Source organism: Solidesulfovibrio alcoholivorans DSM 5433 (assembly GCF_000702665.1).
GTDB lineage: Bacteria > Desulfobacterota > Desulfovibrionia > Desulfovibrionales > Desulfovibrionaceae > Solidesulfovibrio > Solidesulfovibrio alcoholivorans.
Genome location: NZ_JNJA01000009.1, coordinates 62763 through 83164 on the forward strand (window position 1 = coordinate 62763; position 20402 = coordinate 83164).

General features: G+C 67.9%; 22 protein-coding genes. 15 read left to right on the plus strand and 7 right to left on the minus strand.

What is annotated here, in order from left to right:
• Positions 1-13 precede the first annotated feature (13 nt).
• The 9 genes from Q368_RS0115505 (at position 14) to Q368_RS0115545 (ending at position 7312) form a co-directional block, all read left to right on the plus strand.
• On the plus strand, positions 14-424 hold the full coding sequence (locus Q368_RS0115505; RefSeq protein ID WP_029459968.1) for a universal stress protein: 411 nt from the start codon (positions 14-16) through the stop codon (positions 422-424).
• 20 nt (positions 425-444) lie between these two features.
• Positions 445-741, plus strand: a complete 297-nt coding sequence (locus Q368_RS0115510; RefSeq protein ID WP_029459969.1) for a DVU0150 family protein — start codon at positions 445-447, stop codon at positions 739-741.
• A 26-nt stretch (positions 742-767) separates the two neighbouring features.
• Positions 768-1805, plus strand: a complete 1038-nt coding sequence (locus Q368_RS0115515; RefSeq protein WP_029459970.1) for a sulfite exporter TauE/SafE family protein — start codon at positions 768-770, stop codon at positions 1803-1805.
• Positions 1806-1830: 25 nt separating this feature from the next.
• The gene (locus tag Q368_RS0115520; RefSeq protein ID WP_029459971.1) at positions 1831-2169 is read left to right on the plus strand and encodes a hypothetical protein; all 339 of its coding nucleotides are present in this window, start codon (positions 1831-1833) and stop codon (positions 2167-2169) included.
• Positions 2170-2245: 76 nt separating this feature from the next.
• Complete coding sequence (locus Q368_RS0115525; protein WP_029459972.1) at positions 2246-2509, plus strand: hypothetical protein; 264 nt, start codon at positions 2246-2248, stop codon at positions 2507-2509.
• A gap of 10 nt (positions 2510-2519) precedes the next feature.
• Positions 2520-3362: a hypothetical protein gene (locus Q368_RS0115530; protein WP_029459973.1), complete on the plus strand. Its 843-nt coding sequence runs from the start codon at positions 2520-2522 to the stop codon at positions 3360-3362.
• A 143-nt stretch (positions 3363-3505) separates the two neighbouring features.
• Positions 3506-4168 (plus strand): TetR/AcrR family transcriptional regulator, encoded by a 663-nt coding sequence (locus Q368_RS0115535; RefSeq protein ID WP_052360196.1) that lies wholly within the window; start codon positions 3506-3508, stop codon positions 4166-4168.
• A complete protein-coding gene (locus Q368_RS0115540) occupies positions 4165-5355 on the plus strand; it encodes an acyltransferase family protein (RefSeq protein ID WP_029459975.1) in 1191 nt (396 codons plus the stop codon). The genes Q368_RS0115535 and Q368_RS0115540 overlap by 4 nt, the downstream gene beginning before the upstream one ends.
• A gap of 142 nt (positions 5356-5497) precedes the next feature.
• The gene (locus Q368_RS0115545) at positions 5498-7312 is read left to right on the plus strand and encodes a 6-hydroxymethylpterin diphosphokinase MptE-like protein (RefSeq protein ID WP_029459976.1); all 1815 of its coding nucleotides are present in this window, start codon (positions 5498-5500) and stop codon (positions 7310-7312) included.
• Here Q368_RS0115545 and Q368_RS0115550 read toward each other — a convergent pair.
• The 4 genes from Q368_RS0115550 to Q368_RS0115565 all read right to left on the minus strand — a co-directional run bounded on the left by Q368_RS0115550 (position 7294) and on the right by Q368_RS0115565 (position 11607).
• Positions 7294-8250 (minus strand): glycosyltransferase family protein, encoded by a 957-nt coding sequence (locus tag Q368_RS0115550; RefSeq protein ID WP_029459977.1) that lies wholly within the window; start codon positions 8248-8250, stop codon positions 7294-7296. The genes Q368_RS0115545 and Q368_RS0115550 overlap by 19 nt on opposite strands.
• Positions 8251-8293: 43 nt before the next feature.
• A complete protein-coding gene (locus tag Q368_RS0115555; RefSeq protein ID WP_029459978.1) occupies positions 8294-9427 on the minus strand; it encodes an N-acetylneuraminate synthase family protein in 1134 nt (377 codons plus the stop codon).
• Positions 9424-10053, minus strand: a complete 630-nt coding sequence (locus tag Q368_RS0115560) for a winged helix-turn-helix transcriptional regulator (protein WP_029459979.1) — start codon at positions 10051-10053, stop codon at positions 9424-9426. Before Q368_RS0115560 ends, Q368_RS0115555 begins: the two co-directional genes overlap by 4 nt.
• A 156-nt stretch (positions 10054-10209) precedes the next feature.
• Positions 10210-11607: an FAD-binding protein gene (locus Q368_RS0115565; protein ID WP_029459980.1), complete on the minus strand. Its 1398-nt coding sequence runs from the start codon at positions 11605-11607 to the stop codon at positions 10210-10212.
• Between the two features lie 106 nt (positions 11608-11713).
• On the opposite strand from Q368_RS0115565, the gene Q368_RS0115570 reads away from it, so the two are divergent.
• Positions 11714-12145, plus strand: coding sequence for a DUF4019 domain-containing protein (locus tag Q368_RS0115570; protein WP_029459981.1), 432 nt, complete (start codon positions 11714-11716; stop codon positions 12143-12145).
• A gap of 78 nt (positions 12146-12223) precedes the next feature.
• Here Q368_RS0115570 and Q368_RS0115575 read toward each other — a convergent pair whose 3' ends face one another.
• The 3 genes from Q368_RS0115575 to Q368_RS0115585 are packed head-to-tail and all read right to left on the minus strand — an operon-like array spanning position 12224 to position 14696.
• Positions 12224-13180: an ABC transporter substrate-binding protein gene (locus tag Q368_RS0115575; RefSeq protein WP_029459982.1), complete on the minus strand. Its 957-nt coding sequence runs from the start codon at positions 13178-13180 to the stop codon at positions 12224-12226.
• A complete protein-coding gene (locus Q368_RS0115580) occupies positions 13177-13950 on the minus strand; it encodes an ABC transporter ATP-binding protein (protein ID WP_029459983.1) in 774 nt (257 codons plus the stop codon). Before Q368_RS0115580 ends, Q368_RS0115575 begins: the two co-directional genes overlap by 4 nt.
• Positions 13947-14696 (minus strand): ABC transporter permease, encoded by a 750-nt coding sequence (locus Q368_RS0115585; RefSeq protein WP_245611369.1) that lies wholly within the window; start codon positions 14694-14696, stop codon positions 13947-13949. Before Q368_RS0115585 ends, Q368_RS0115580 begins: the two co-directional genes overlap by 4 nt.
• A 254-nt stretch (positions 14697-14950) precedes the next feature.
• Here Q368_RS0115585 and Q368_RS0115590 point away from each other — a divergent pair, with 254 nt between their 5' ends.
• From Q368_RS0115590 to leuS, 5 genes are all read left to right on the plus strand, one after another.
• Positions 14951-15427 carry a VOC family protein gene (locus Q368_RS0115590; protein ID WP_029459985.1) on the plus strand — a complete coding sequence of 159 codons (477 nt, stop codon included), beginning with the start codon at positions 14951-14953 and terminating at the stop codon, positions 15425-15427.
• Between the two features lie 146 nt (positions 15428-15573).
• Complete coding sequence (locus tag Q368_RS0115595; RefSeq protein ID WP_029459986.1) at positions 15574-16794, plus strand: bifunctional 3,4-dihydroxy-2-butanone-4-phosphate synthase/GTP cyclohydrolase II; 1221 nt, start codon at positions 15574-15576, stop codon at positions 16792-16794.
• A 54-nt stretch (positions 16795-16848) separates the two neighbouring features.
• Positions 16849-17319, plus strand: coding sequence for a 6,7-dimethyl-8-ribityllumazine synthase (gene ribH, locus Q368_RS0115600; protein ID WP_029459987.1), 471 nt, complete (start codon positions 16849-16851; stop codon positions 17317-17319).
• Positions 17320-17322: 3 nt separating this feature from the next.
• Positions 17323-17826, plus strand: a complete 504-nt coding sequence (nusB, locus tag Q368_RS0115605) for a transcription antitermination factor NusB (RefSeq protein WP_052360198.1) — start codon at positions 17323-17325, stop codon at positions 17824-17826.
• A 61-nt stretch (positions 17827-17887) separates the two neighbouring features.
• Positions 17888-20401: a leucine--tRNA ligase gene (gene leuS, locus Q368_RS0115610; protein ID WP_029459989.1), complete on the plus strand. Its 2514-nt coding sequence runs from the start codon at positions 17888-17890 to the stop codon at positions 20399-20401.
• Position 20402: the final 1 nt, after the last annotated feature.

The window sequence follows — 20402 nt, forward strand, 5'->3', positions numbered from 1 at the left end:
AGGAGGTTGCCTCATGAAAATCCTCGTGGCCATCGACGATTCCACCTTTGCCGAAAAAGTGCTCGACACGGCCATCACCATGGCCGCCGACAAGGCGGCCGCCCTGGAGATCGTCACCGTGGCCCCCCTGATCGACGAAATCGACGACATGCCCCCGGGCATGGACGACAAGCTGCGCACCTGGGCCGGGAACATCGCCAATGCGGGCGCGGCCAAGGCCAAGACACGGGGCGTCGCGGCCACGGCCCACGTGGAACAAAGCGACGCGCCAGCCGGCTCCATCACGGCCTATGCCAAGGAACAGGGCGTGGACCGCATCGTCATCGGACACAAGGGAAAGTCGAACCTGGAACGGCTGCTCGTCGGCAGCGTGGCGCAGGCCGTGGTGGCCCATGCCCCGTGTTCCGTGTTCGTGGTGAAATGACACAACTCAAGGAGGGAATTATGCGACGCGGAATGTGGATGACAGCATGCGCCCTGGTTGCGGGCCTGGCGTTCCCGGCCCTGGCCCTGGCCGCCGGCGGAGCCGCCTCGGAACTGGTGGTCGTGGCCGACACCCGGGTGATCAGTTCGAACATCATCAAATACTTCGCCGACCTCTACAACTTCAATCCGCTGTTGTTCGCGGTCTGGGCCGTGGTGCTCACGGCCGCCTACGGCTGCTTCCTCGGCGTGATCATGGACTTCATCATGAGCCGCACGGGCCTTGACCTCAAGACGCGCAAAATCGTCGAACATTAAGCCACAACCCCGTTTGGAGGACAGCGATGGATGCCAGCACTTTTTACATGTACATGCCGATCGCGGGCGTGACCATTTTCTGGCCGGGCCTCGTGCTCATCGGCTTCTCCGTCGGCGTCATCGGCGGCTTCTTCGGCATGGGCGGCGCCTGGATGGTCACCCCGGGCCTCAACATCCTGGGTTTCCCCATGGCCTTCGCCATCGGCACGGACATCGCCCATATCGCGGGCAAATCCATGATTTCCACCATGCGCCACGCCAAGTTCGGCAACGTGGACTACAAACTGGGCTTCGTCATGCTCATCGGCACCATGGTGGGCATCGAATGCGGCGCACAGCTGATCATGATGCTCGAGCGCATGGGCATGGTCGGCTCGGTCGTGCGCTGGGTGTATGTGGTCTTCCTGGCGCTCATCAGCTGGATGGTCTTTTACGACTACGCCAAGGCGGTCAAGCGCAAGAAGGCCGGCGCCCAGGCCGGTGAGCGCGGCGTCGAGGGCATCCAGTGGTACAAGGCCCTGCACAAGCTCAACATCCCGCCCATGGTCCACTTCAAGAACGCGGGTTTCACCTGTTCCGCCTGGCTGCCCATCCTGGTCAGCTACATCACCGGCGTGCTCGCGGGCTTCCTGGGCATCGGCGGCGGCCTGCTGCGCATGCCCGCCCTGGTCTACCTCATCGGCTGCCCGACCCACATCGCCGTCGGCACCGACCTCTTCGAAGTCATGATCTCCGGCCTCTACGGCGCCTTCACCTACTCCCTCAAGGGCCGCATCGAACTCGTGGCCGTGTTCGTCATGCTCTCCGGCGCGGCCATCGGCGCGCAGATCGGCACCGTGGCCACCAAGTACGCCAAGGGCTACGGCATCCGCGTGGCCTTCGGCATCGCCGTCGTGTGCTGCATGATCTCGATCATCCTCAAGCAGTTCAAGATCAACGGCCCGGCCGCCGTGCTCATCCTCGGCACCATCTCCGTCATCTGCCTGTGGATCATGAAGATCATGTTCACCGGCGCGGCACAGGAACTGCGCGAGAAGAAGCTGCGCGAACAGCAGTCGGCCTAACCCGAAACGCGAAGGGAGAAACACCATGCGTCGTCATGCCAGCATCCCCGCCCTGCTCATGGCCCTGGGCGTGTTCCTGATGAGTGCGCCGGCCCTGGCCTTCGGCGTGGCCCAAGGCAAATGCCTGGAGAACAACGCCGCCCAGAAAACCATCAAGATCGAAGTCTACGACACCAACTTCGGCAAGGAAACGCCCTACGGGCACACCACCGGCATCCAGAACGTCTTCGACGTGAGCAACGCCAAAGTCGGCATCACCCCCGAACCCGGCGACATCGTGCGCATCGCCTTCACCCTGGAAGGCGACACCCGCAAGGCGGCCAAGGTCATGAACGTCTCCAAGCAGGACCTTCGCAAGAAATAACCCCTCACACCCCGCCATGGGGGCGCTCCGGCAACGGGGCGCCCCCGCTTCGGCAAAAAGACCCAAGGAGCGCGCCATGAACCTTTCCAACGCCGCCAGGCGAGCCGTCGTCCTCATCACCATGGACGTCCTGATCGTGGTCGAACTGACATATGCGTTTTCCAAGTGCTTCTCCGGCACGGGCGATTTTTCCGAAACGTTCCTCAAGGCCTACGTGCCCCTTTTCGCACCGACCATCATAGGCGCATTCATCCTGCTCGGCCGCATCAAGCGCCGCGAACGCCGCGAAGCGGCCGCTGCCGAGGCCGCCGCGGAAACCCGGATGGCCGCGGACGCGTAAGGAGCCGGTCATGGGCAAACTGCTCCCCCGACTCTCCGTCGCGCTTTTCGTCCTGTTTTTGGCCGCCATCTGCGACATCGCCCTCTACCTCATCTTCGACGCCCGGGGCGATATCCTGCGCAGCCTGCCCGGCCGGACCCACGAAGTGGTGGGCAAACTCCCGGAATCCGTGGCCAACGTGAACCTCCTGCCCCGTGAACGCGACGAGGGCAAGGAAGCCGAGCGGATCGCCCTGTTAAACGACAAGGTGCTTACCTACGCCGCCGACACGCCGCAGATGCGCCTCCATTTCCTGGAACTGCGGGGACGCGTCTGGCGCGGCGAACTCGCCATCCCCGAAGGCACGCCCCCCGGCCGCCACACCGTGCGCGTCTTTCCCAAGGAACTCCTTTCGCCCGCGCAGGCCCAGGAAGAACCCTCCCAGGTCCTGGTGGACGTGTTCGCCACCCCGGCCGCCCTGCGCGCGAGCCATACCTCGTTTGCGGAGCGCTTCCTCGGTTTCGGCCCGTGGTGGGTGGTCATGGGCATCGTGCCGCTGGCCGGGGCGCTGCTCGTGTGGACCTTCCGCCGCGGCAGCGCAAACGAAGCGAACCTGCGCGCCCGGGGGCTGGCCCCCATCTACAAACTCGCCCGCGACAAGGACCATTGGGACGTGCTCTTTGGCCTCGGCAGCGACCACGGCGTGCGCGAGGGCGACAACCTGGAGCTGCGCGACAGCCGGGAACGCCTCGTCGGCACGGTCACGGCGCTGCGCGTCAAGCACGACTCCGCCGAGGCGCGCGTGGGCCTCGACGCCGACATTTCCCCGTTCCATCTGGTGGGCAAGTCCCCGCCGCCCGACCAACCCGTTTGACCCGTCCTCCTCCCGGGGGCTCCCGCATGGCGCTGTGGGGGCCCTTTTTTTGTCCGGGACTCATCTGGTCTTGACAACTTCGGCCTTATACGAAACAAATGTTTAAAACAAATGTTTGTTACACTTGTTCGAAAGGAGCCGCCATGAGCCAGGACCACGCGCCCGGAACGCGCCAGGCCATCCTTGCCGCCGCCATCGGGCTGTTCGCCGAAAAGGGCTACCGGGCCGCCACGGTGCGTGAATTGTGCGGCCGCGCAGGGGTCAACGTGAGCGCCGTCAACTACCATTTCGGCGGCAAGGAAAAGCTCTACGGCGAGGTCCTGCGCCTGTTGCTCCAAGGGCTGCTCGCCGGGGTGCGCCTCCCCGCGCCCGGGGACGGCGCGTCCGAACCGCGCGAGGACGCGCTTCGCGCCTTTGTCGCGGACTATTGCCGCATGCTCTACGGCGGCGGGCGCGTGGCCGCGGACCTGTGCCGCGTCTTCGCCCGGGAGATGGTGAGCCCGTCGCCCTTTCTCGACGCGCTGACCGCGCAGTGCCTGCGGCCCGCGACGCTCGCCCTGACGGACTTCCTGCGTCCCTTTCTCGGCCCGGCCCCGTCCGAAGCGCTCGTGCGCGACGCGGCGGCCTTCGCCATCGGGACCATGAGCTATTTCGCTTACAACCACGAGGCTTTCCGGCGCATCTTCCCGGAGCATCCGGGCATGGAAGCGGCCTGGGAGGAAATGGCCGCGCGCGCGTTCGCCTTCATCGCCGGCGGGCTCTCGCGCCTTGCCGCGACAAGGGACGCCGGGGAGGGCCGGCCATGACCGGGCGCGCGCCGTTTTTCGACCAAACCAGGGTCCTGCTCGTCTGCGGCGTCGCGTTGCTCCACGCCGCATGCGGCTATTCGCGCCTCGTGCCCTGGTGGCACGTGCAAGGCCCGCCAAGCGCCCTGGCCGATGTCCTCGTGGCCGTGCTGGACGTCTTTCTCATGCCGCTTCTGTTTTTCATCGCCGGCGTGTTCGCCCCGGCTTCGGCGGCGCGGACCACGGCGGCCGGGTTCGTGGTCAAAAAGGCCCGGCGGCTCCTGTGGCCCCTGTGCCTGCTCACCCTGTTCTACTTGCCGGCCATGGCCTGGTGGGGAGCACGGGAACGGCTTGGCGAAACGCTCGGTTTTTTCGCCTATTGGAAGCGTTCCCTGGCGACACTCGGCGACGTGCGGCCCGTGCTCCTGGCAACGGTCGCACAGGGCAAAGCCGCGCAGGGAGCGCTCTCGCCGCACCTGCTCTGGTTTTTGAGCCTGCTCTTCCTCTTTTTCCTCGGTTACCGCTTCCTGCCGGGCGTGCGGAAACTGGCCGCGCGCCTGCGCCTGCGTCCCCGCGTCCTCGTCGCCGCGGGCCTGGTCATGGCCGTGGCCGCAACGGCCGTAAACGCCGCCATCCCGGCCGGGGCCTGGTGGCAATGGAACGCCGTACTGCTCTTCCAGCCCGTGCGCCTGCCGCTCTACGCCGGTTTTTTCCTGCTCGGGGCCTGCCTCGGCGCTTCCGACGACACGCTGCCCGCCCTGGCGCGCGGCCGCGCCTGGCCGCTTTGCGTCGCGGCCGTCGTCGCCGTCGCCGCCACGGTCGCCCTCGCGGGACGTACCCACGCCCCGGGCGGCGCACCCCTGACGGTCCTGGCCCTGCACGCGGGCTGCCGCACGGCGGCCAACCTGCTGCTCGTGTGCGCCTGCCTGCGCCTGGGCCTCGGACGGCAACGGCCCCTGTCCGCGTGGGGCGCGTCCCTGGCGGCAAGCTCCTACGACATCTACCTGCTGCACATGCCGCTTGTGGTGTTCGCGCAATACGCCCTGGCATGGATGGGCTGGCCGGGGCCGGCAGGCATCGCCCTCTCGACCGCGGCCGCCGTCGCCGGCTGCTGGCTGGCGAGCGCCGCCCTCGTGCGCCCCCATCCGCGCGCGGCCGTGGCGGCGCTCATGCTCTTCTTCGCCGGATTCTGTCTCCTTGGCGGCTGAGCTGAAGCGACGCAACGCGTCCAACAGCCACCTTTCCGTCTGGAAAACTCCATGCGCATCGGGCATGTTGCGCGAGGCCACGCTTGCCTCGCGGCAACCGTCCTTCTATGCTCGCCAATCAACGCACGACAAGGATGCCCGCATGCCCATTCCCTCGTTCGCAGCCGTCGCCGATGTGGTTCCCGCACTGGACGGAGCCTTTCTGGTCTGCCTCGGCCGGCCGGACAACTTGGACGGATGCGATCCCGCGACGACGTTCGTGGCCGACGCCGTCACGGATGACGCCATCGCAGTCCTTGCCGGCCTCGATCCGCGCTGCATGGCGCAGGGCCTGACCGTGGTGACAACGTCCCGGGAGCAGGCCGCTCGCCCCGAAGCGGTGCTGCGCGCGCAGAAGCTGCTGGCGTTGCTGTTCGTGAAGTTCGTGTACATGCCGGCGCTGACCACCCGCGTGCCCGACCCCCTGGGCCTGCGCCCGCCGGACACGCCGCCGGAGTACCTGCACGAGCTCAATTCACTGCGCAACACCCCCCTGCACCTGCGACACGCCATGGCCGACAAGCTCGAAAAGCAGCACGTGGGCCAGCCCTGCCTGCTCCTGCTGCCAGGCCCCTCCCTGGCCCTGCTTGCGCCGCACATGCGGGAACTGAGCCGCCGCTACCTCACGGTGACCATTTCCCGCACGCTGCCGTTTTTGCGGAGACATGGCATTGCCCCGGACCTCCTGCTCCAGCTCGACACCGTGCCCCTCCAGGAACATTTCCACCATTCCGGGGACCGCTTTCCCGAATCCGTGCTCCTGTCCCTTTCCCTGGCGCCGATCCGCTCCTTCGCCCCGCATTTCCGCAGGCTGTTTTTTATCGACAGCTTCAATCTTTCCCTGTTGCCGAACCGCTTCCGCGTGCGGGAATCATGGCTCAGCTCGCTGCTGCCATGCCTCGGCTGCGCCGAGGCGCTCCACGCGCCCCGGGTGCTGCTGGCCGGAACGGACCTGCGGCTGCTCGGCAACAACGCCTACTATAACAACGCGCCCACGACGGACGCGGCCGCGGCCCTGCCCGACCACGCCCTGCCGCTGACAAGCAAGCCGAACCAGATTCTCGAATTCCCCGACGCGGCCGGAAAATTGGCGCGCACCACCCTGCAATACTTCGCCACGGCGGCCGAAGCCGAGCTTTTCGCCAGGGCCATCCAGACCGCCCAGGGCACGGCCTTCGGCAACCTGTCGCCCGTCAGCATCCTCGACCCGCAATGCTTCGCGCCGACCGCCATCGAAGAGGCCCTCGACGCCCCGCTCCTCGACAAAGCGGACTTTCTGGCCAAGGCCGACGCCGCCGACGCCGAAAAGGAAACCATTTCGCTTCGCGCCATGCGCGCCCTGTACACGGGCCGGCAGGAAGCGGCCCGCCGCGACCGCGACCTCATGGCCTGCATGCGCCTGGCCGATCGCGACAAGCTCGCCCAGCATCCGTACAGCCGCTACATCGCGGACAACGTGCCCTGGTTCCGGCCGTCCGGCGAAGAAGGCAGAATGGAGGCGGCGGCCAGCCTGGCCGAGGAACTTTTCCAGGCCGCGCGTTTCGCGCGAAACGTCGCGGCCATGCACCTGCTCGCATCCAAGGGAAGCCCGCTGACGGTGCTGGTCACAGCCGCGGAGGAAGCGCCGTCGCGCCAGGCGCTCGCGCAGTGGCGGCCGGACTGGCAGTGGCAGTTCCGGGGCATCGAAGCCCCGGGCTACGAAGAGCCCCTGCCGTCAGGCGGCGGCATCGCCCTTGCGGCCGTGGCCGACTGGATACGCTTTCAGGACGTGGTGCTGCTCGGCCCGGATTGCGCCCGGGAATTCGGCTACGCGCTGTCGCTTTTCACGGGCGGAAACGTCGTGCCCCTGGACGCGGTGCTGGCCTACCGCACGGTGGCCATGGAAGGAAACGGGGGACCTCAGACGAGGTTTTCGTAGAAGCGGACGAGGTCGGCGATCAGTCGGGCCTCGGTCCAGACGCTTTCCATGAAGCGGCGGGAGGCCGCGCCGATGGCGGCGCGTCGCCCGGGGTCGCGGACGAGCCGGCGCAGGGCGTCGGCCAGTTGGTCCCGGTCGCGGGCGATGACCCAGGGCAGGGCGTCGCAGCCGAAATAGTCGCGGATGGTTGCGCTGTTCCAGTCGTCGAGCCCGGCGATGACAGCCAACCCCTGGGAGAGCGCCTCGAGCGAGGCCATGCCGTAATATCCCTGCATGTGGTCGAAGGCGATGTCGCAGGCCTGCTTGCGGGCCAGGCACTGCACGTGGGGCACGTCGTCGATGAGCTCCAGTTCGAGCTGCGGCAATTCCCCGGCCAGTTCGCGACACACGGCGAGCAGGTCGTCGGTATTTTTGAGATCCTTGCGCGTGGGCGAATGGGCCAGACGCACCTTGCCGTCGGGAGTCCGCGGCGCGGGACTGTAGACGGGCAGGTGCTCGGGCACGAGGTTGGGCTGCCAGCGCGCGCCGGGGAGTTTTTTGAGCAGGTCGGGCGTGCTCACGAGCAGGTTCCTGCGCCCGAGGTCATGGTATTTCTTCTGGAAAATTTCCGGATTGGCCCGGAAGACGTGGTGCCCGTGGTGGTGGTGCACGATGGCCTTGCCGGCGAGAAACGGCGCGGCCGTCACGTGCCCGAGCGGCATGTGCTCGTCGGCGAGCATGTGGAAATGGAAGATGTCGGCGGCTTCGAGCACCGCTTCCAGCTCCTCGCGGCCGGCGGCGTCCAGGTCGGGCACGTGGAGATCCTTTTCCCAGGCGTGGGTGTAGCGCGTCTGGGTGGTGACCAGCCGGCAGGTGTGCTCCGTGTGGCGGTGCAGGGCGTTTTTAAGCAGCGACCCGACTCCGGCCGGATCGTTTTCCGCAAGCATCACGATGCGCATGGCGCGCCCTTTTCCCGCGACACGGCCCGGTCGCCGCAGCCCATCAGGAGCGGTCGCCCGCGGCTTCCTTGCGCCGGCCCTTTTCCACGGCCGGGGCCGGGGTCGCGGCGACGGCTTCGGAGGGCAGCAGCGAATTCCAGTCCACGAGCTCCTCGCAGGCAACGCTACGGGTGAGCCGCGCGCCGAGCACCTCGTCCCAATGCACCGGGGATATGCCGTTGCCCGGGCACTTCACCGTGACGTCGGCCTGGGTCAGCACGTGGCCGGCAGGCAGGTCGCGGGCGAAGACGATGCTCTTGCGCAGCTTCCCCGCCGAGGCCAGCTCGGCCGGGCAGACCTGCTTTTCGGTCAGCAGCATGGCCGCTTCGGCCTCGCGGATCATGGCGCTCATGGCGGCGAAGGCGGCCGGTTCCAGGGAGGCCTGGTGGTCGGTGCCGCGCTGGGTGCGGTCCAGGGTGAAATGGCGCTCCACCATGCAGGCGCCGAGCACGGCCGCGGCCACGCTCGGGCCGAGTCCTGCCTCGTGGCCGGAGTAGCCCACGGGCAGGCCGTAGCGCCGCGCCAGGGCGTGCATGACAGGCAGCCCCACGAGTTCGTCGGGGCAGGGATAGGAGCTGTTGCAATGCAGCAGCACGATGCGTTCGTGGTAGCGGCGCATCTCGGCCACGGCCACGTCGATGTCGGGCCAAAGGCTCATGCCCGTGGACATGACCACCGGCACTCCGGCTTCCCCGACCAGGCGCAGCATGGGAATGTTGACCACGTCGGCCGAGCAGACCTTGTAAAGCTCCATGCCGAGGTCGAGCATCTCCCGGGCGCTGACCGCGTCCCAGGCAGAGGCGAAAAAGACCAGTCCCAACGATTCGGACAGGGCCTTGAGCTCGGCCATGGCGTCCAGGGAAAGCTCCAGGGCCAGACGGTGCTCGCCGTAGGTGGGGCCGAAGCTGTTGGCCCCGCCATAGGGGGCGGAAAGGCCGGCCTGGGTGAAAAGGGCGTCCATGTCGCGCTTCTGGAACTTGACCGCGTCGGCCCCGGAGGCGGCGGCGGCATGCACCATCTCGCGCGCCAGCGCCAGCTCGCCCTGGTGGTTGTTGCCTATCTCCGCAACGAGAAAGCAGGGTTCCCCGTGTCCTATGCGCCTGCCGGAAGCCAGTCGGATGCTTTGCTCAGTGCTCATAGGCTCACCATCTCCATCCCCCGGGCGCGGCACAGGGGCTCTAGTTGTTGACGAATCTCGTCCCTGCGCCCGAAGGACGTGATGAGGACGGCCTGGCAATCCACCATTTCAAGGATATGGGGCGGAGACACGACGTAGCCGTGAAAAATGGTGCCCTGCTTGTCCGGATCGTTGTCCACCACGGCCACGACCTTGACCGGCATGGTCCCGAGGGCGGACAGGGCCACTTCGCAGGTTTCCGACGCGCCGAAAAGTGCGATGCGTTCGATTGCGCGGCGCGACAACCCGTTGAGGCGCGCGGCCACCTGCCGCTTGAGGGCGGTGTAGATGCGGATGGCTTCGCTGGAAAAGCCGCACGCCATCTCGGCGTGCTGCTCCTCGCCCGCGGCGGTGGGTATGTAGCGGTAGCTCTTGCCGTTGCGCGCTTCGAAACGGATGAGCCCGCGTTCCTGCAACTCGCGCAAGTGCTGGTTGACCACCGCGCCGCTTAGGCCCAGGCGCTTGGCCAGGTCCCGCTGGGAAAGCGCGCTGTCGTAGCGCAGGGCGTCCAGGATGGCCAGCACCCAGGTGTCCCGGCTGGGAGCGAAGTACTGGGTGTCCAGGGGCAAGGCAGGCAAACTGCTCATAACAAGATCATTTTGTTGCACGTGCATGTTCCTATCAGGGACATTCCCCGAGCACAACCCGTTGCAAAAATTCCCGTTGCCACTCGCTTTGCCGGCTTCGACCCCCCAGGACTCCCGAGGCGCCAACCGTTCGCAGTCAAAACAATTATCGGCGCGTCAACCGGAAATCTTTAGCCTGCCCGCAGCGGCGAGCCGGACCCGGGCCGCGGCGTCCCGCACCGTCTCCAGACGCTGCCCGAGCACTCGCGACAAGGCCGCCGCGTCGGGATTTCGACGCGGTACGGCGTATTGTTGCAAAGTATGGGCCAACCAGCCTGTAACCTCCCGTTCCTCAGCCCTGTCGCGCGCAAAACCGGCGCGCGACGCCGCAACGGCCCGGGCAAACGACGCCTCTCCCGGCCGTGCGGCCTCGCGGGCCGCCGTTTCCCCGGCCCGTGCCCCGAACACCAGGCAGGACGCCACCATGGCCCCACCCAGGCGATTGGCCCCGTGCATGCCCGTGGCGCATTCGCCGACGGCAAAAAGCGCCGGCACGTCCGTGCGCCCCCGGGCGTCCACGACCGCCCCGCCGTTGGCCGCATGGGCAAAAAGCGCCACGTCCAGGCGCTCGCCCCCGTGCGTCACGCTCGCGACGCCGTCCGCGCCGGCCCGGTCGAGCAGCCACAGGTCCAGGGCCGCGTCCCGTTGCCCGTACCCGAACGGGCAATGCCCGGCGCGGCCGGCGCCGGCCTCGCGCACGGCCTCGGGCAGGGGCGCATCCGCCGCGGCAGCGCCCTTGAGGAGGCTCCACACCGGCCAGAAGCGGCGGTCGCGCACGCGCGCCCACATCCATTGGTGAAACGCGGTGTTGGCCATGCGCGCGCCGGCGAGTGCGAGCAGGCCGTGGCCGAAACCCGGATTGCCGCCGCCGGCCTGATGGCGGAGAAAAAGCGGCGCCGTGCCACCCATGGCCGCAACCACCGCTCCGGCCGGCTGAAGCGTCAGGTTGCCCGTCGCGTCCTCGAAGAGCGCGCCGCAGGCGCGGCCGCCCGGTTCGCGCAGGCAGGCAAGCGCGGTCATCCCCGCAAGCGCCCGCCCGCCGGCGGCCTCGATGCGCCGCCACAGGAGCCGCCGCAGCTCCGGCAGGTCCGTGAGCAAGGTCGCGCGCCGCGAATCCGGGCTGAAGCAGGAAGGGAAAAGGAGCAGCCGGCCCGCAGCGTCGCGCGCGAACGCCGCGCCCCAGGCTTCGAGCTCCAGGCGGCGGGGCAGCGCTTCGGCGGCAAGCGCCGCCACCAGCCCGGGCACGACAAAACCCGGCACGGCCACGGCCGCGGCCTCGCGGCAAAACGCCTCGCACGCGGCGTCGGTCTCCGGGGCGTGCAGGCCCAACCGGCCGTGCATGTTGGAAAAAGAGGACCCGGATGGTCCGGACTGCGTCGCGGCGACAGCCACGGCCGTCCCGGGCGCGGCGGCAAGCGCCGCCAACGCGGCGCGAAGCCCCGCAAGCCCCGCTCCAAGCACCAGCACGTCCACGGCGGGCAGCAGCGTACAATTCGGGGGAATTCTGTCCGGCATGCGCCACCATGCGGCAACACCGCCTGGCGCGCAAGACGCAGGCGGCCCCTGGACGGTCGGGAACCGCGCGGGCATACTGCAAAAAAACGTCTTCCCCGGAGGTCTTATGAAGCGTCTTCTCGCCGCGCTGCTGTGCGCCCTGGTCCTTTTGCCCGCCCTGGCCTGCGCCGAGGACGCCGCACCCGTCACCGCCGACCAGCAGCCGGCCGTGGACGCGGCCAAGACCTGGCTCGCCGGCATCGACGCCGGCGCGTACGGCAAGAGCTGGGACGGCGGTTCGGCCTATTTCCGCGGCGCCGTCTCGCAAAAGGACTGGGAAACGGCGCTCACCGCCTTTCGCAAGCCCCTGGGCGCGCTCGGTTCCCGCCGCATCACCAAAGCCAAGAGCCTGACCTCCCTGGCCGGCGCGCCGGACGGCACCTACGTGGTCATGGAATTCGCGACCTCCTTTGCCAACAAAAAGGAAGCCTTCGAGACGGTCTGCTTTTCCCGCGAGGCCGACGGCTCCTGGCGCGCCGCCGGCTATTTCATCCGCTGACGTCCGACACGGCCGCGCCGCCGCCTGCCGCGCCCCTTGGCGACGGAGAACGCGGCGGCGCGAACGGTTTTCCGGCTCCTAGCGCACGAACGACCGGTCCACGACCACGGCAAGGTCCGGGGCCGCGTCGATGATGTGCTCGCGCACGAGGAAATCCGCGGTCTGGGCGAGGCTCGCCACGATGGCCGCGTCCAGGCGCAGGGCGTAGGCGTGGCGGGCCATGGCCGCCCGGACCGCCGGCAGCGGCAGGCCCGAGGTTTCGGCCATGAGCGCCGCCGTCTCTTCGGGATGGGCCGCGGCCCAGGTCTGCGCCCGGGCCAGGGCCGCGAAGAACCTGCCGAGGGTTTCCTTGTGCGCGGCCACGTAGGCGCTTCGTGCAAGCAGCATGATCGGGTAGGCGTTGCCGAGCCCGGACAGGTCGGCGAGCTGGCGCGCGCCCCTGGTCTCGGCCACGGACGGCGTGGGTTCGCTCGCGGCAAAGGCGTCGATGGATCCGGCGGCAAGGGCCTCGGCCATGGCCGGCGGGTTCAGGTCCACAAGCGTCACGTCCGCATCCGTCATGCCGGCTTTGCTCAAGGCCAGCAGCAGCCCGCCGTAGGTCGAAGTGCCCTTTTTGACGCCGATGCGCTTGCCCTTGAGGTCGGCCAGGGATTTCCCCGGCGCGCCGGCCTTGACCATGACCCGATGCCGGCCCTCGCCCGTGGCGTGGCTGGCGAGCATGACCACGCCCGGATGGCGCGCGACCATGAGGAGCGCGGCGGTGTCGCCCATGGCGGCCACGTCCACCGCGCCGGTATAGAGCGCTTCGGCGCAGGCCGGGCCGTTGTTGAACTGTTTGGCCGCGACGTCCACGCCGGCTTCCTTGAAAAAGCCCTGGCGCACGGCCACGATGGGGATCACGCTGCCCACGCGGTCCTGGTAGGCCAGGCGCACGGCCGGTGTTTCGGCCGCGCGCGCGCCGCCCGGCGCGCATCCGCTCCACAGCGCGGCCAGGACGAAGGCCGCTTGCCCCAGTCGCGTCATCCGCAGTTTCATAACGCCTCCTTGGTCGCAGGGTCCGTTGCGAGGCTTGCCCGCATGAGTTCCCGAAGTTGCGCCTCGACGGCCAGCACGTTCCCGGCCAGCCGCCGCCTGGGGCGCGGCAGGGCGACCGGGACCTCGCGAAAAATCCCCCCGCCGCACGGGGCGAGCACCAGCACGCGGTCGCCAAGAAGCGCCGCCTCCTCCACGGAATGGGTGACGTAGAGGACGGTCGCGCCCGTGGCGGCCCAAATCGCGGCCAGTTCGTCCTGGAGCCGTTCGCGGGTGGGGATGTCCAGGGCGGAAAAGGGTTCGTCGAGCAACAGCACGGAAGGCGACAGGGCCAGCACCCGGGCGATGGCCGCGCGCTGGCGCATGCCGCCGGAAAGGGCGTGGGGGTAGGCTTCGGCATGGGCGGCAAGGCCCATGCGCGCGATCTCGGCCATGGCCGCCCGGCGCACGGCCGCGCCGCGCAGGCCCCGGCGGCGCAGGCCGAATTCCACGTTGCCCCGCACGGTGAGCCAGGGGAAAAGGGTCGGCTCCTGGAAGACCACGCCCCGGTCGGGGCCGGGGGCGCGCACTTCGCGGCCGCCACACAGCACCCGGCCCTGTCCGGGCCGCAAAAAACCCGCCGCAAGCCCGAGCAGCGTGGTTTTGCCGCAGCCGCTTTCGCCAAGGACGCACACCCATTCGCCCCGGGCCACGGTAAAGCCAAGGCCTGTGAAGACCGGGAGTTCCCGATCCTGCGCGGCGTACCCGAAGGACACGTCCTCGAAGCGGATCACGGCTTCTCCCGGGCAACGCCCCAACGCAGCACCGTGGCCGTCTCCAACCGGCCAAGAAGCCCCCCCTCGACGAAAAAGCCCACGGCGCAGATGACCGCGATGCAGGCGAACGCCGAAAGATAGTCGAGGCTCCAGCGGGCCTGGATGATGGAATAGCCAAGCCCCGTGCCCGTGCCGACGACCATCTCGGCGGCAACGAGCACGCGCCAGCCCGTGCCGCAGCCGATGCGCAGGCCGCTTATGACGTGGGGCAGCGCGCCGGGCAGGAGCACGCGGAAAAAAAGCGCCCCGGGCCCGGCCCCGAGCATCCGCGCCGCGCGCACGTACCCCTGGTCCACGCCGCGGATGCCGGCCATGACGCTGACGGCGACCGGCGCGAAGGCCGCGGCCGCGATCATGAAAATGGTGGCCGCCGGGCCGATGCCGAAGACGAGGATGGCCACGGGTATCCAGGCCAGTCCGGGCACGAGCAGGAACAGGCGCGGGAGGGGGGCAAAAAGCGCGGCAAAGGCGGCGTACCGCGCGGCCAGCACGCCATGGGCGATGCCGCAGCACGCGGCGATGCCGACCCCGGCCAGCCAGCGGCCGAGGCTGTGCAGGATGTGCGCGGCAAGGGGATGCCCGCCAAGGGGCCGGCCCGCAGCCAGGGCGCACAGGCGTTGCAGCGTGGCAAGGGGCGTGGGGAACGGCACGTCGCGCACGGCCGCAATGGCTATTGCTGCAATTTGCCAAACGGCCAAAAGCATGCACATTCCGGCAAGGCCCTGTATGAAACCCCGTACCACATCGGGGCGCAGCAAGCCTTTACCGGGAAACGCCATCCACCCTCGCATGCGCGCAACATCGCCAGCATGGCCGCACATTGCCGCTTACAGTCGCACAAAGCGCAGCACCGTGCCGCTGCATGCCATATGCGGCCCGCGCGGTCAATCGCGCCGGGACTGGACGATCGGGCGGGAACCGGGCAATGCGGTGCGAGCCTTTTCCCACAGGAGCCCTTATGCCCATCCGTTTCCACAGCCCCTGCGTGTTCGTCCGCGACATGGAACTCGCCCGAACTTTTTACGAGGAGGCCATGGGCCAGACGCCGACCCTGGTCCTCGACGGCTACGTGGTCTACCCCGGCTTCGCCCTGTGGCGGGCGGACACGGCCGGCCAGCACGTCTTCGGCGACGCCCTGGCCCTGCCGCCCGGCCGCCTGGGGCGGGACAATTTCGAGCTGTATTTCGAAACCGGGGACGTGGAAGCGGCCTTCGAGGCGGTCTCCGCCCGGGCCGAGGCGCTGTGTCCCTTGACGACGCAGCCCTGGGGCCAGCGCTGCTTCCGGGTGCGCGATCCGGAAGGGCACATCGTCGAGGTGGCGGAGCCCATGGAGGCCGTGGCGCGGCGTCTGGCGGCGTCGGGCATGGACGTGGCGGCCGTGTGCGCGGCGACGCAGATGCCCGAGGCGTTCGTGCGGGCGGCGCTTGCGACCTGAGAGCGGTGTGCCGGCGGGGGGAATGCCCACCACTTGCCTTGCCATCCCCCCTCGCGTAGATTATTTCCCCCTTTGACCCGGCTGCCCGGGTCTTTGGTCTTTTCCACAGGGCCGCCCCAGGCCGCCCAAAAGAGGGATACCCACGTATGCGCATAAGCCCCATCGAGGAAGCCGTCGAGGAAATCCGCGCCGGACGGATGGTCATCCTCGTCGACGACGAAGACCGTGAAAACGAAGGCGATCTCACCGTCGCCGCCGAGAAGGTCACCCCCGAACTCATCAATTTCATGGCCACCCACGGCCGCGGCCTGATCTGCCTGTCCCTTGCCCCGGACCTCGTGGACCAGCTCGGGCTGCCCATGATGACGAGCGACAACAAGTCCCCCTTCGGCACGGGGTTCACCGTCTCCATCGAAGCCAAGGTGGGCGTGTCCACGGGCATTTCCGCCTTCGACCGCGCGACCACCATCCTGGCCGCCGTGGCCGACGGCGCAGGCCCCGACGACCTCGTCACCCCGGGGCATATCTTTCCGCTGCGGGCCAAGGAAGGCGGCGTGCTCGACCGCGCCGGACAGACCGAAGGCTCGGTGGACCTGGCGCGTCTGGCCGGGCTCAAGCCCGCCGGCGTCATCTGCGAGATCATGCGCGAGGACGGCAACATGGCGCGCATGCCCGATCTCATGGAGTTCGCCGAAAAGCACAACATCAAGATCGCGACAGTCGCCGACCTCATCCGCTACCGCCTCAAATTCGGCCGTCTCGCCGTGACCAAGGTGGCCGAGGCCGGCCTGCCCACCGCCTTCGGCACCTTCCGCGCCCTGGCGTTCACGGCCAGCGAAGACCACAAGACGCACATCGCCCTGGTCAAGGGCGACATCCACCCCGACCAACCCGTGCTCGTGCGCGTGCACAGCGAGTGCTTGACCGGCGACGTGTTCGGCTCGCTGCGCTGCGACTGCGGCAACCAGTTGCACGAGGCCATGCGCATGATCGAGACCGAGGGCAAGGGCGTGATCCTCTACATGCGCCAGGAAGGCCGGGGCATCGGTCTGGCCAACAAGATCAAGGCCTACGCCCTCCAGGAACAGGGCCTCGACACCGTGGACGCCAACCTGCGCCTGGGCTTCAAGGCCGACCTGCGCGAATACGGCACCGGCGCGCAGATCCTCGTGGCGCTCGGCGTCTCCAAGATGCGCCTGATGACCAACAATCCCAAAAAGATCGTCGGGCTCGAAGGCTACGGCCTCGAGGTCGTGGAGCGGGTGCCCATCGAGAGCTGCCCCTGCGCCGAAAACACCTGCTACCTGACCACCAAGCGCGACCGCATGGGGCACCTGCTCCACCTGCCGGACCAGGCGACCAAGTAGGGACGTTTTTTTCCACACGCCAAGGGGCGGTCCGCCGCCCGGGAGAACCGCGACATGCATCACATAACGACCATCGAAGGCCAGCTCACCGCCCAGGGACTCAAGTTCGCCCTGGTGGTCGGGCGCTTCAACGACTTCATCAGCGAGCGCCTCGTGGGCGGGGCCATCGATTACCTGACCCGCCACGGCTGCGACCGCGCCGACATCACCCTCGTGCGCGTGCCCGGGGCGTTCGAGATTCCCCTGGCCGCCAAAAAGCTGGCCGCTTCGGGCAAGCACCACGGCGTGATCTGCCTGGGTGCGGTCATCCGCGGCGCGACCCCGCACTTCGAGTACGTGGCCAACGAATGCGTCAAGGGCCTGGCCCACGTCATGCTCGACACCGACGTGCCCGTGGGCTTCGGCGTGCTGACCGTGGACACCCTGGAGCAGGCCATCGAACGCGCCGGTTCCAAGGCCGGCAACAAGGGCGTGGAAGCCGCCGCAGCCGTGCTCGAGATGGTGCGCGTGCTGGAGCAGCTCTAACCCATGGCCCTGGCCGCACAGAGCATCATGACCGAATCCGAAGAAAAAAAGCCCGTCGCCTCGCGACGCAAGGGCCGCAAGCAGGCCTTCGAGTGCCTCTACGGCCTCATTTTCGAGTCCGCCGCCGACGCCCGTTCCCTGCGCCGGCTGTTTTCCCGCTGTCCCCACGACGTGGGCGAGGGCGACGAGGACACCGGTGGGGAATTCGCCTGGGAGATCGTCTCGGGCGTGTGGGACAACCAACGGGAGATCGACGCGCTGATCGTGCGCTTCTCCAAAAACTGGAAGCTCTCGCGCATCGCCAAGGTGGAACTGACCATCCTGCGCCTGGCGGTCTTCGAGATCCTCTACCGGTCGGACATTCCGCTTCGCGTCACGCTCAACGAAGCCATCGAACTGGCCAAACGCTACGGCGACGAGAACTCCCGCAACTTCATCAACGGCATCCTCGACGCCATCGCCAAGGCCGTTGACAACGGCGAATTCGAAATCCACAAGGATTTGTAACCAGCAGGTTTTCCTGCATAAGACTATTTCGATACGCATCCGCCGCCAAGGAGCAGCCCCCATGAGCAAGTACGTGCCCGAGGACGTCGAGAAAAAATGGCAGGCCGTCTGGGAAGACGGCGGCCACTTCAAGGTCGAGGCCGATCCCGCGCGGCCCAAGTACTACGTCCTCGAGATGTTCCCCTACCCCTCGGGGCGCATCCACATGGGCCATGTGCGCAACTACTCCATCGGCGACGTGGTGGCGCGTTTCAAACGCATGGAAGGCCACAATGTGCTCCATCCCATGGGCTGGGACGCGTTCGGCATGCCGGCGGAAAACGCCGCCATCAAGCACGGCCTGCACCCCGCCTCCTGGACCATCTCCAACATCGACTCCATGCGCACCCAATTAAAGCGCCTGGGCTACTCCTACGACTGGCGGCGCGAGATCGCCACCTGCCACCCCGGCTACTACGTCCACGAGCAGCGCTTCTTCCTGGACTTCCTCAAAAAGGGTCTCGTCTACCGCAAGCACTCGCCCCAGAACTGGTGCGAGACCTGCGGCACGGTGCTTGCCAACGAGCAGGTCATCGACGGCTGCTGCTGGCGCTGCGACCAGAAGGTCGTGCAAAAGGATCTCGAGCAGTGGTTTTTGCGCATCACGGACTACGCCGAGGAACTTTTAGCCGACCTGGACAAGCTCGCCGGCGGCTGGCCCGAACGCGTGCTCACCATGCAGCGCAACTGGATCGGCAAGTCCGTGGGCGCGGAGCTCACCTTCGCCCTGGCCGAGCCCGTGGAGGGCGAAACCGGCATCACCGTGTTCACCACGCGGCCGGACACGCTTTTCGGCGCGACCTTCATGAGCCTTGCCGCCGAGCATCCGCTGGTGCCGAAGCTCATTGCGGGCAAGCCCCAGGAAACAGCCGTGACCGCCTTCGTCGAAAGCGTGCGCAACATGGACCGCATCGTGCGCGGCGGCGAGGACCTGGAAAAGGAAGGCGTCTTCACCGGGGCCTATTGCATCAATCCCGCCACGGGCGCGCCCATCCCCATTTTCGTCGCCAACTTCGTGCTCATGGGCTACGGCACGGGCGCGGTCATGGCCGTGCCCGCCCACGACCAGCGCGACTTCGAATTCGCCCGCAAGTACGACCTGCCGCTTCAGGTCGTCATCCAGCCCGAGGGCCGGACCCTGGACCCGGCGGCCATGACCGAGGCCTACGCCGACCCGGGCGTGCTCGTGGCTTCCGGCGACTTCACGGGGCTGCCCAACGAGGAAGCCAAGGGCAAGATCATCGACTGGCTGGCGGAGACGGGGCGCGGCACGCGCAGCGTCAACTACAGGCTTCGCGACTGGAACATCTCGCGCCAGCGCTACTGGGGCGCGCCCATTCCGGTCCTTTACTGCGAGAAGTGCGGCATCGTGCCCGTGCCGGAAAAGGATTTGCCCGTGGAGCTGCCGCGCGACCTCGCGCTTTTGCCCGACGGCCGCTCGCCCCTGCCCGTTTCGCCGCCCTTTACCGACGCCGTCTGCCCCCTGTGCGGCGGCAAGGCCCGGCGCGAGACGGACACCCTCGACACCTTCTTCGAGTCCTCCTGGTACTTCGCGCGCTACGCCTCGGCGCGCAAGGCGGACGGCCCGTTCGACCCGGCGGAAATCGGCTACTGGCTGCCCGTGGACCAGTACATCGGCGGCATCGAGCACGCCATCCTGCACCTGCTCTACTCGCGCTTTTTCGTCAAGGCGCTTCGCGACTGCGGCTACGTGGCCTTTGACGAGCCCTTCTCCAACCTGCTGACGCAAGGCATGGTCATCAAGGACGGCTCGAAGATGAGCAAGTCCAAGGGCAACGTGGTGGACCCGGACCTGATGATTTCCAAGTACGGGGCCGACACGGTGCGCGTGTTCATTCTCTTCGCCGCGCCGCCGGAAAAGGACCTCGAGTGGAGCGACACCGGCATCGAAGGCGCGTCGCGCTTCCTGTCGCGCCTGTGGCGGCTGGTGACCGAGGAGCTTGCCGGCGTGCTGACGCCCGTTGCGGCCTGCGCGCCCGCCGGAGAGCTCGGAATCGACGCCCTGCCGCCGCTTTTCGCCGAGCTGCGCCGCCGCGAGCACGCCACCGCGGCCAAGGCCGGCGCGGACATCCGCGAACGGTTCCAGTTCAACACGGCCATCGCCGCAGCCATGGAATTGGTCAATTTCCTCTACGCCAACGTCGAGGCGATCAAGGCCGAGCCCAAGGGGGCCAAGGCGGCCTCCTCGGCCGTGGCCACCCTGCTCACCGTGCTCTCGCCCATCGCCCCGCACATCTGCGAGGAGCTGTGGCAGCGCATCGGCCACGAAAAGCTCCTCATCGACCAGCCCTGGCCGACCCACGACCCGGCCGCGCTGGTCACGGACGAGGTGGAGATCGTGGTGCAGGTGTGCGGCAAGCTGCGCGGCAAGGTGAGCGTGCCGCGCGACGCCTCCAAGGAGGATCTCGAGCGCGCCGCCCTGGCCGACGCCAACGTGGCCAAGCACATCGAGGGCAAGACGATCCGCAAGGTGATCGTGGTGCCCGGCAAGCTCGTCAACGTGGTCGCGAACTAGC

Bases quoted from the DNA above. Each gene is read 5' to 3' on its own strand.
- ribH (WP_029459987.1), top strand. From the start codon at position 16,849: ATGCATCACATAACGACCATCGAAGGCCAGCTCACCGCCCAGGGACTC.
- Q368_RS0115545 (WP_029459976.1), top strand. From the start codon at position 5,498: ATGCCCATTCCCTCGTTCGCAGCCGTCGCCGATGTGGTTCCCGCACTG.
- Q368_RS0115540 (WP_029459975.1), top strand. From the start codon at position 4,165: ATGACCGGGCGCGCGCCGTTTTTCGACCAAACCAGGGTCCTGCTCGTC.
- Q368_RS0115520 (WP_029459971.1), top strand. From the start codon at position 1,831: ATGCGTCGTCATGCCAGCATCCCCGCCCTGCTCATGGCCCTGGGCGTG.
- Q368_RS0115560 (WP_029459979.1), bottom strand. From the start codon at position 10,053: ATGAGCAGTTTGCCTGCCTTGCCCCTGGACACCCAGTACTTCGCTCCC.
- Q368_RS0115595 (WP_029459986.1), top strand. From the start codon at position 15,574: ATGCGCATAAGCCCCATCGAGGAAGCCGTCGAGGAAATCCGCGCCGGA.
- Q368_RS0115585 (WP_245611369.1), bottom strand. From the start codon at position 14,696: ATGCTTTTGGCCGTTTGGCAAATTGCAGCAATAGCCATTGCGGCCGTG.
- Q368_RS0115515 (WP_029459970.1), top strand. From the start codon at position 768: ATGGATGCCAGCACTTTTTACATGTACATGCCGATCGCGGGCGTGACC.
- leuS (WP_029459989.1), top strand. From the start codon at position 17,888: ATGAGCAAGTACGTGCCCGAGGACGTCGAGAAAAAATGGCAGGCCGTC.
- Q368_RS0115590 (WP_029459985.1), top strand. From the start codon at position 14,951: ATGCCCATCCGTTTCCACAGCCCCTGCGTGTTCGTCCGCGACATGGAA.
- Q368_RS0115530 (WP_029459973.1), top strand. From the start codon at position 2,520: ATGGGCAAACTGCTCCCCCGACTCTCCGTCGCGCTTTTCGTCCTGTTT.
- Q368_RS0115535 (WP_052360196.1), top strand. From the start codon at position 3,506: ATGAGCCAGGACCACGCGCCCGGAACGCGCCAGGCCATCCTTGCCGCC.
- Q368_RS0115550 (WP_029459977.1), bottom strand. From the start codon at position 8,250: ATGCGCATCGTGATGCTTGCGGAAAACGATCCGGCCGGAGTCGGGTCG.
- Q368_RS0115505 (WP_029459968.1), top strand. From the start codon at position 14: ATGAAAATCCTCGTGGCCATCGACGATTCCACCTTTGCCGAAAAAGTG.
- Q368_RS0115510 (WP_029459969.1), top strand. From the start codon at position 445: ATGCGACGCGGAATGTGGATGACAGCATGCGCCCTGGTTGCGGGCCTG.
- Q368_RS0115570 (WP_029459981.1), top strand. From the start codon at position 11,714: ATGAAGCGTCTTCTCGCCGCGCTGCTGTGCGCCCTGGTCCTTTTGCCC.
- Q368_RS0115555 (WP_029459978.1), bottom strand. From the start codon at position 9,427: ATGAGCACTGAGCAAAGCATCCGACTGGCTTCCGGCAGGCGCATAGGA.
- Q368_RS0115565 (WP_029459980.1), bottom strand. From the start codon at position 11,607: ATGCCGGACAGAATTCCCCCGAATTGTACGCTGCTGCCCGCCGTGGAC.
- Q368_RS0115525 (WP_029459972.1), top strand. From the start codon at position 2,246: ATGAACCTTTCCAACGCCGCCAGGCGAGCCGTCGTCCTCATCACCATG.
- nusB (WP_052360198.1), top strand. From the start codon at position 17,323: ATGGCCCTGGCCGCACAGAGCATCATGACCGAATCCGAAGAAAAAAAG.
- Q368_RS0115575 (WP_029459982.1), bottom strand. From the start codon at position 13,180: ATGAAACTGCGGATGACGCGACTGGGGCAAGCGGCCTTCGTCCTGGCC.